Below are 8,051 nucleotides of genomic sequence, written 5' to 3' on the forward strand. Positions count from 1 at the left end.
GTTCGTCTAGGATCTTCGCTTTGCCCGGCTTGTCGGCGCGCTTGTAGCGGGTCGCGATCGCCGTGGTGACGGCTCTGCGTTCAGCCATGGTCAGTCCCATCCTCCGGCCCTACCCTCGACCACCACACCGACGTGATCGACACGCCGCTACGCGGGCATTCTCACGTGAGGCAACGAAGGGGCTCACGCGGGCATTTCGGATGAGTCAACGCGCTCCCTGGACTTCCGCGCCCCGGCTCACGAAGATCACTAATGCGCCGCTCGTTACTACGCGCGGTTTGTCCGTGTAGCGCCCCTGCCAGCTGACACCGATCGTTGGCGGGGGCTGCGCTTGGCTGCGCCACAAGATATCCGGCGTCGCCACGCTCGCGGACTCCCCATTGCCGGCACGATCCTGGCCAACGTTCCCGGCCACCGAACCAGTCACCGTCGCCCGCAATCGCGTCCTGCTCACTCCTGCCCGCATACCGCCGTGCCTCGCGCCCAACACCCGTCCACGTTTGCCCGGTACGCCGCCGGGGGATGCTCCCGGGAAGGGCGACCCCGTCGTCGAATCACGCGAGAGAGGCAGTTCGATGAACGCTGTCACGACCGGCATCGTTGCAGGTGCCGCAGGCACCACGATGCTCGACGCCGTCACTTACCTGGACATGGCGATCCGCGGCCGCCCCGCAAGCACCGTTCCGGAGAAGACGGTCGAGTCCGTTGCGACCGCTCTGGGCGTCGCGATACCGGGACGCGGTGACACGCTCGCGGCGCGGCGGTCGGCGTTCGGTGCGCTCGGTGGGATAGCCGTCGGCACAGGACTCGGCGTGGCCGCGTCCCTCGTCCGTCGCGCCGGCGCCCACCTGACCCCGGCCGCCGGAACGATCGGGATCGGTCTCGCCGCGATGGCAGCCACCGACATCCCGATCGCCCTGCGCGGCATCAGCGACCCGCGGCAGTGGACCGCCCAGGACTGGCTCAGCGACCTCGTGCCGCATCTCGTCTACGGCGCCACCGTCACCACAGTCCTGCGGCAACAGGACGAGGCGACGGGGCACCGGAGGGGCCGGGCGGCGGAACGGTCGAGCACTGCCCGGTCGGCCGTGATCGGCGTGGCCAGCGGTCTCCGCAGTTCCACGGGCATCGCGGCGGCACTGCTGTCGGGTGCCCCGGGCTCGGCGCACCGGGCCCGCGTCGTTGGCGCGACGGCGCTCGTCGGCGGCGAACTGGTGGCCGACAAGAACCCGAACGTACCGTCGCGCCTCTCCCAGCCCGCGCTCACCGGACGCCTCATCGCAGGCGGCGGAGGCGCCGCGGCGCTGGCCCACCGCGACCGGGCCGACACGGCGTCGGCCCTGATCATCGGAACCGTCGGTGCCCTCGCCGGCTCCTACGGCGGCGCGTGGTGGCGGCAGTGGGCCGGCCGGCGGATGCCCGACTGGCAGGCCRCGCTCGCCGAGGATGCTGTGGCGCTCACCATGGCGGCGGCCGCACTCCGACGTCCCGCGCGGTCCTCGTCGGTCAGCGCGTCGAGGTAACGCCGCGCCATCCGCCGCACAGGGCTCCGCTTCACGGTCTGATCGTCGATATCCCGCATCGTGACGTCGGACCCAGACGATCATTCGTGCGAACGAAGCTGACAGGCGTTCGGTGCTGGGATCAGCAGCTCGACACCGCAATTCCGTTCTCGGGGAACATCGTTCGCCGAACATCGGCGATGGACCGCCCCCTCGACTTCTTATCGCTCGACCCGAAATCGCCGTTGTCCTCCGATTGGGGGACAACGCATTCATCCTCCAGAGGGCCCGGCCGGCGGACAGACAGCTGAGCTGTGGCGAGTCATTGTTATCAGGCGCCGGAAACGTTCCGACGCAAACCAGTCAGGACCCGGGGTGCGAGAACGGTGCAACACAGGACGCCATCGCGAACACGAAGGCCACCCGCCGAACCCAACCCTTCCCACCTTCTGCAGCAGCCGACCAGAGGAGCACCATGGAGAACACCCAGAGGTTTTACATCGACGGCGAATGGACCGACCCGATCGGCACCGACACGCTCGACGTCGTCAACCCTGCGACAGAAGAGATCGTCGCCACCATCGCGCTGGGCGACGAGAAGGACGTCGACCGCGCCGTCATGGCCGCCCGCAGAGCGTTCGACGGTTACGGGTCGACGACACGTKCCGACCGGATTGCGTTACTGGATCGGATAATCGAGGTCTACGGGCGACGGATGGCGGACCTGGCGTCGACGATCACCCAGGAAATGGGGGCACCCACTTCATTGGCCACGACCGCTCAGGCACCGTCCGGCCTGGTGCATCTCACAGCGGCCGTCGATGCGCTGCGCGCGGTCGAATTCGAGGAGAGGATCGGCACGACGACGGTGGTGCATGAGCCGGTCGGCGTGTGTGCGTTCATCACACCCYGGAACTGGCCCGTCAATCAGATCGCCGCGAAGGTTGCGCCCGCGCTGGCCGCAGGCTGCACGATGGTGTTGAAGCCGTCCGAGATCGCGCCCCTCAATGCGATCATCTTCGCGGAGATACTTCATGAAGCAGGAGTCCCTGCCGGAGTTTTCAACCTTGTCCACGGTGACGGACCTACCGTCGGAGCCGCACTCTCGATGCACCCCGACATCGACATGGTCTCGTTCACCGGATCGACGCGTGCCGGCGTCGAGGTCGCTCGGAACGCTGCGACAACGGTCAAACGCGTTGCACAGGAGCTCGGCGGCAAGTCGGCGAACATTGTGCTGGACGACGCGGACTTCGAAAAAGTCATCACCCGAGACGTGCTGGGTGTGGTGGTCAATTCGGGCCAGTCCTGCAATGCTGCCTCGCGCATTCTGGTTCCGTCCGACCGCATGAACGATGCGATCGCGATCGCGAAAGCCGCCACCGCGTCGATCGTGGTCGGACAACCCGAGGCCGAGGGGACGACCGTGGGACCGCTGGTGTCACAGACACAGTTCGACAAGGTGCAGCGCCTGATCCAGACCGGCATCGAAGAGGGCGGCACACTCGTCGCTGGTGGAGTCGGTCGCCCGGCAGGACTGTCCACCGGCTACTTCGTCCGGCCCACCGTCTTTGCGGACGTGACGAACGATATGACCATCGCGCGCGAGGAGATCTTCGGCCCGGTCGTGATGCTCATCGGCTACGAGGACGAGGCCGACGCAATCCGCATCGCGAATGACACCGCGTATGGGCTGTCCGGGATGGTCTCGTCGAGCGATCCGGAGTGGGCACGGAATGTGGCCCGACAGCTGCGGACGGGAATGGTTCACCTCAATGGTGCTCCGCTGGCTTTCGATGCGCCGTTCGGCGGCTACAAACAGTGAGGCAACGGCCGGGAGTTCGGCAAGCTCGGACTGATGGAATACCTCGAGGCCAAGACGATCTTCGGCGACAACGACGAACCAGAACCGGCCGTGAACAGCGGCCGCCAGAGTGTATGACCGAACGGTTGCGCAGCAAGACTGCGCGCCGAGACCAACTCGTGAAACTGCGGCTCGCGCTCTACGCCGACCTGCTGCGAGCGACGGCCCGCCTCGCCGCAACCGCAACGACTTCGGCTGCATCGCACCCGAATGACGCGGACGAGATCGGCGGCGACGAGTTCGATTCCCTGCTCAGCCAGGCGCGGGTCGTCGCCAGCGATGACGTTTACCGACGACTCAACGAGCTGTCGCAGCTCACTGGGACGTTCAATCGGCACCTCGTGAAGACCGAACCGCGCCCGGCCTTCCCCTATCGGCAACACCTGCACGACGGTGTAATGAACGACCCGTTGCGCCTCCAGCATCGGAGAACACTGACCGATATCGCGGGCGGTATCGCGGTGGCTCACGGGAAAGTCCAGGACGCGATCCGGCACGAGATGAATCGGTGACCGTCGATCGGATCCCACGTCGCCGTGTGGTCGTCAGGCCGCGAGCTCACGAGGACGTGCGAACACGTCCACCAGCGCACCGTTGCGCCACACTGTGATCTCGATCTGCCGGTCGATCGCATCCTCGGCCATCAACCGCTGGACGGCGGTCGTCGTCACGACCGGCTTGCCGTCGAGTTCGACCATGATGTCCCCGCGCCGCAGCCCCGCCTCGGCGGCCGGGCTGCGCGGGGAGACACCGGCAACCTGCAAACCGGTCTTCGACCCGATCCGCCCCTGCAGCTTCGGAGGCAGTGGAACCTGCATGCCCGCGATCCCCAACCAAGCCCTCCGCACCCGCCCCGCCGATACCAACGCGGCGATGATCTGCCTCGTCGTCGAGTTGATCGGCACCGCCAGACCCACCCCCATTCCGGCGACAGCGGTGTTCACCCCGACCAGCCGGCACATCGCCCCGAGCACGCAGCACAGCGAGATCGGACAACGGATCGCGCCCCACCACGTCGGTGCGGACAACAGTTCCGTCGGTGAATGCCGCCTCGGCCCCGCTCGCTCCCGCCACCACGTGCGCACTCGTCAGCAACAGCCGGTCATCGGTGATCACACTCGCGCTGCCCGAACCGCTCCCCCGTGACGTCCGCACAACCAGGCTGGCCACACTCGGCAACACCGTATCGGCAACCGAGACCACCGTCCTCGAGTAGCCGTCCAACTTCTCCAGTTCGCCCATACCCACTACAGCGCCGGCACACGACCACCTATGCCCCTGTTCGCTGCCAGCTGACCACCCGACGAAACAGGCGTGACCGTGCGGTACGAGGCCGACCACTCACCGGCAGAGGCTGCGTTCGGCGGCGGCGATCAGGGTGCGGGAGACGTCGTCGACGGGGAGATTCCGCCCGGTGTACAGCTGGTCGAAGCTGTCGAAGCTCGCCAATAGCCAGAGCAGGTCTGCAGCCTCGTCGACGGTGACCTCCGGCCGCAGAACCTCCTGTTCGGCCAGTCGCTGGGCGAGGTGCGCCATCCCGCCGGCCCGGTTCTCCTCGATCCGCGCGATGGCCCCGCCGACGGCATCCGCGTCGAGTTGGGCCATCGAGAACAGTGCCCGGAAGACGTCGCGGTGGGCCGCGAACACCCGGACACCGGCGTCGATCCCGCCGCGCAGGTGCTCCCGCGCGTCCGGGTGCTCCACCGCATCCACCACCGCCTGGAACCCTGCCCGGTGCCACCACAGGTCCGTGGTGAGGGCGTCGAACAGCCCGGCTCGTGACCCGAAGACGAGGTAGACGGTGGAGCGGGAGACGCCCGCCGTCCGGGCCACCTGCTCGACACTCACCGGTGTGGACGGTGCTCGGCGCAGCCGGTCATAGACCGCGTCGAGAATGCTGCGGCGCGTTTCCTCGGCCGCCTCCGCGCGCAGGCGCTGCTCGTACTTCCTGGTGGCCACAGCCGTCACTCTAACATTTTCACTTGACACATCGTCTCGTGAAGTTCAGACTGTTAATCGAGAGACATATTGTCCGGCGAAATCGAGACGAGCCCGCCGCCCTCCCCTGACGTCGAGACAACGAGCCTTCGGACGAAGGAGCTGACGTCATGAACAGCCCGACCACACCCACCCGTCCGCCGACACCCCGGGCGTCCACGCCTGTACTCGTGGTCGGAGCGGGCCCGGCGGGTCTCACCACGGCAATCACACTGGCTCGCCACGGGATCGAGGTCATCGTGGTGGAGCGGCGTCCCGCCCTGTCGGGGCTACCACGGGCGGCCTCCATCAGTACCCGCACGATGGAGCTGTTGCGTTCCTGGGGGCTGGAGCAGGAGGTCCGCGCGGGCGGGGTCGAGGTCGAATGGAAGCAATGGGTCGGTCCCACGCTCAACGCTGCCGGTGACACCCACCTGACCAGCTTCCCGACCCGAGAGCAGAGCGCGGTCCTCAGCCCGACCGCTCCCGCCTCGGTTCCGCAAGATCAGCTCGAGCCGGTGCTGCTGGACCATCTGCGCTCGTTCGGCACCGCGCGGGTGGAGATGGGCACCGAAGTGGTCGGCCTCGAGGACCGGTCCGATGACGTCCAGGTGACGCTGCGCGACGTCGAAACCCGCGAAACCCGAATCGTCCACGCCCGCTACCTCGTCGCGGCGGACGGAGCGCGCAGCACGGTGCGCGATGCCCTCGGGATCGTGATGCGTGGGCCGGGGCGTCTGTCCCAGGCAATCGGGACCGAGTTCCGTGCCCCACTGTGGGAACTACTCGGCGACCGCCGCTACTGCATCTACGCCGTCACCCACCCCGAAGCCGCGGGAGTCTTCGTCCCCGCCGGCCACGGTGACCGATGGGTCTACGGCGTGGAACACGAACTCGCGCAGTACTCTTCGCCGAAGCCGACGAGGGACCAATCCGCCCGCCTCATCCGGCTCGGCAGCGGACTAGCCGACCTGGCGCCGAAAATCGAACGCATCGGGACGTTCACCTTCGCCGMGCAGCTCGCGGACCGCTGGCGGGAGGGCGCCGCGTTCCTCGTCGGCGACGCCGCGCACCAGATCACGCCACGCGGGGGCACCGGCATGAACACCGCCATCCAGAGTGCCTACGACCTCGGGTGGAAACTCGCCTGGGTGCTCCTCGGCTGGAGCGGACCGCAGCTACTGGACACCTACGAGGCCGAACGTCGACCGGTGGCCGCACACAACGTGGCCCGATCGGCCGACCCGCACGGCGGGGCCCGACTCGCCGCACACGAACTGCCCGCGGACCTCGGCGGCCGAATCCCGCACGTCTGGTTGCGCTCCCGAGCCCACACTGTGTCCACCCTCGATCTACTCGGACCCGGGCTGACGTTGTTCACCACCGACCCGAGCGCGACCTGGCAGCGCGCAGCTCGCTCCGTTCCCGGGCCTCCGCTCGTCGTCCACGACCTCGACACCATCACCGCCCGCGGAATGGGCATCCCCCGCGGCGGGGCACTCCTGGCGCGCCCGGACGGGGCCCCCGCCGGATGGTGGCCGTCAGGCACCGAACCGGCCGCGGCCCTCCGCCACGCGGAACGAGCCCGATGAAGTTCCGCTCTTGAAGCGCGGCAATCGCCTCGACTTCGACAAGCTGGTCCGGGTAACCGAGTACAACAACGCCGAGCAGTGTGCAAGGCACGTCGTGGTCGCCAAAGGGGCGCGGACCGCTACCGTGGCGCCGGCGTCATCGAGCGGGCAGGCACCAGCGGTGAATACAAGCCTGGATGGCTACTGCTCCTCGCCGCGTACGCGTAGGGCACGTTGGCCGTCAACGCCGACGATCGAATCGGCGACGTGCATGTCGTCGGTCACGGTCACAGTGTCGCTGAGCGCCGTCACCGGCCTCACTTGCCCATCGTGTCGGATTGGGAACTGGTCCCGGCTTCGGCTAGTGACACCGGCGAGTCCGGGCGGCGTCTCAGTCGCGGCGGGTCCGAGGTAGTCGGGTGCAGGGACGTGGTGGTGTACGAGGTTCGCCCGACTTCCGGCGCAGGGAGCATTCGAATTACGTTGCGCACCTTGGTTGGGCATGACCGCAACCGAGAATGAGTAGGCCACCCCGGCGACGAGGGCCATCGCCGGCAGCGCGACGCCGAGCACCAGAGCACCGGTGTGGGCAGTTCGTTGTGTGCAATCTCGGTCATGGCGGATCCCGGTCGTGATTGGGTGATGTACCTGCCGTCCACTCTGCGGGACCAGAGCCGGTGGAACAATGCTCGCCCGTCGCTCATTCATGCCCGTTCGTCCAGAGTCCGTGGACGCGCGCACGTGCGGGGCGCCAGACTGGGCCCATGCGAGGAGTGGATCCCTGGACCACACCCGATCCGCTGGGCGAGGCGCTGCACGCCCTGCGCATGGCGGGCACCTTCTACTGCAGGTCCGAGCTGACCGCTCCATGGGGGCTGGACCTGCCGCCCGAGCCCGAGTCGATGTGATTCCATGTCGTCAACGCCGGACGCTGTCGGCTCGAGGTGGACGGCGACGATCCCCGGCAGTGCCGCACGGCCAGGGGCACCTGCTGCTCAGCGAGCCCGGGGTTCCGGCCCCGCGGGTCGACGGGCTGGCATACGACTACGCCAGCGATCGTTATGCGATCTTGCGGCACGGCGGCGGCGGGGCACCCACGAGCATCGTGTGCGGCACCGTCCGCTTCGGGCACCCGGC

Annotated in this window: 6 protein-coding genes and 2 pseudogenes; 6 read left to right on the forward strand and 2 right to left on the reverse strand. The window is 67.9% G+C overall.

What is annotated here, in order from left to right; genetic code table 11:
* Nucleotides 1-575 precede the first annotated feature (575 nt).
* The 3 genes and pseudogenes from AC1D1G_RS37735 (at nt 576) to AC1D1G_RS37745 (ending at nt 3,878) form a co-directional block, all read left to right on the forward strand.
* The gene (locus AC1D1G_RS37735; protein ID WP_477956130.1) at nt 576-1,523 is read left to right on the forward strand and encodes a hypothetical protein; all 948 of its coding nucleotides are present in this window, start codon (nt 576-578) and stop codon (nt 1,521-1,523) included.
* A 454-nt stretch (nt 1,524-1,977) separates the two neighbouring features.
* Nucleotides 1,978-3,444 (forward strand): annotated as a pseudogene (locus AC1D1G_RS37740) (aldehyde dehydrogenase family protein).
* Nucleotides 3,441-3,878: a hypothetical protein gene (locus AC1D1G_RS37745; RefSeq protein WP_477956131.1), complete on the forward strand. Its 438-nt coding sequence runs from the start codon at nt 3,441-3,443 to the stop codon at nt 3,876-3,878. The pseudogene AC1D1G_RS37740 and the gene AC1D1G_RS37745 overlap by 4 nt, the downstream one beginning before the upstream one ends.
* Before the next feature lie 33 nt (nt 3,879-3,911).
* On the opposite strand, the pseudogene AC1D1G_RS37750 reads toward AC1D1G_RS37745, so the two are convergent.
* Nucleotides 3,912-4,482, reverse strand: a pseudogene (locus tag AC1D1G_RS37750) (S1C family serine protease).
* On the opposite strand from AC1D1G_RS37750, the gene AC1D1G_RS37755 reads away from it, so the two are divergent.
* Nucleotides 4,406-4,582, forward strand: coding sequence for a hypothetical protein (locus tag AC1D1G_RS37755; protein ID WP_477956133.1), 177 nt, complete (start codon nt 4,406-4,408; stop codon nt 4,580-4,582). The pseudogene AC1D1G_RS37750 and the gene AC1D1G_RS37755 overlap by 77 nt on opposite strands.
* A 125-nt stretch (nt 4,583-4,707) precedes the next feature.
* Here the strand turns inward: AC1D1G_RS37755 and AC1D1G_RS37760 are convergent, their stop codons facing one another.
* Entirely contained in the window at nt 4,708-5,325 is a 618-nt protein-coding gene (locus tag AC1D1G_RS37760) for a TetR/AcrR family transcriptional regulator (protein WP_280780207.1), read from the reverse strand.
* A 149-nt stretch (nt 5,326-5,474) separates the two neighbouring features.
* Here AC1D1G_RS37760 and AC1D1G_RS37765 point away from each other — a divergent pair, with 149 nt between their 5' ends.
* Together AC1D1G_RS37765 and AC1D1G_RS37770 are read left to right on the forward strand one after the other, a co-directional pair.
* A complete protein-coding gene (locus AC1D1G_RS37765) occupies nt 5,475-6,935 on the forward strand; it encodes an FAD-dependent oxidoreductase (protein ID WP_477956132.1) in 1,461 nt (486 codons plus the stop codon).
* A 743-nt stretch (nt 6,936-7,678) separates the two neighbouring features.
* A complete protein-coding gene (locus AC1D1G_RS37770) occupies nt 7,679-7,822 on the forward strand; it encodes a cupin domain-containing protein (RefSeq protein ID WP_280780205.1) in 144 nt (47 codons plus the stop codon).
* The last annotated feature ends 229 nt before the right edge of the window (nt 7,823-8,051 follow it).

The sequence above is a fragment of the Rhodococcus sp. P3_B8 genome, from assembly GCF_056402775.1.

Excerpts from the sequence above, each read along its gene's own strand:
- AC1D1G_RS37745 (WP_477956131.1), top strand. The coding sequence starts at position 3,441 with ATGACCGAACGGTTGCGCAGCAAGACTGCGCGCCGAGACCAACTCGTG.
- AC1D1G_RS37770 (WP_280780205.1), top strand. The coding sequence starts at position 7,679 with ATGCGAGGAGTGGATCCCTGGACCACACCCGATCCGCTGGGCGAGGCG.